Here is a 932-nt window from a genome sequence, read left to right on the forward strand (position 1 = left end):
TTAGGCTCAGTGCACCCTACGTCCTGGAAAACCACGGATGCTTGCGACCATAAAAAAGCCCCGCCCGCGAAAACGCGACCAGGGCTTTCTTGCCAACCACAATCAGAACGCAGACACACCGCCATCCACGGCAATGGCCTGACCATTCATGTAGCTGTTGGCTGGCGACAGCATCATCAGCATGACGGTGACAATTTCTTCCGGCTGACCCAGCCGTTTCATGGGGCAACCGGACGCCAGCATGGCATGCATGGCAGCCTTGTCTTCAGACAAATTGCCTTCGTCCACCATGGGCGTATGGGTATAGAACGGGCAGATCGCATTAACACGAATATTGCGCTTCGCCACTTCGACAGCGGCGGTTTTGGTCAGCCCAATTACCGCATGCTTGGCGGCGGAATAGGCCCCGATCTTCGGTGCACCACCCAGACCCGCCATGGAGCTGACGTTGACAATGCTGCCGCCCTTTTCCTTCATGGCGGCAATCTGATGCTTCATACCGAACATCACGCCTTTCACATTCACGTTCACCTGCTGATCCAGTACTTCCTCGGTGAGCTGATCGAAAGGGATAAAACCATGGGCGATGCCGGCATTGTTCACCGCCATATCCAGGTGGCCAAACTGTGCCAGTGCGGTTTCCACCATGGCCTTACAGTCCGCTTCACTGGACACATCACAACGCAACGCCGCCACTTTAACGCCCTGATCCGCCAGCGCTTCGGCTTGCGTGTTCAGGGCATCCATATTGATATCCCCCAACACCAGCGCCGCCCCACGCTTGCCCAGCTCTTCGGCCAGCAACTTGCCAAAACCACTGGCCGCGCCGGTAATCAGCGCTGTCTTGCCGGTAAAATCCAGAATTGGATCCATGAAAGGTTCTCCTGAAAGTCGAACAGCGACGAGCCACTAGCTCGTAGCTCGTAGCTCGT

At 56.3% G+C, this 932-nt stretch carries 1 protein-coding gene; it reads right to left on the bottom strand.

Annotated features, from left to right (window positions below; genetic code table 11):
• Window positions 1-102: 102 nt before the first annotated feature.
• On the bottom strand, window positions 103-873 hold the full coding sequence (locus tag B3Q33_RS05365; RefSeq protein WP_272962951.1) for an SDR family NAD(P)-dependent oxidoreductase: 771 nt from the start codon (window positions 871-873) through the stop codon (window positions 103-105).
• Window positions 874-932 lie beyond the last annotated feature (59 nt).

The sequence above is a fragment of the Alcanivorax sp. UBA3183 genome, assembly GCF_002364155.1.
Classification (GTDB): domain Bacteria; phylum Pseudomonadota; class Gammaproteobacteria; order Pseudomonadales; family Alcanivoracaceae; genus Alcanivorax; species Alcanivorax jadensis.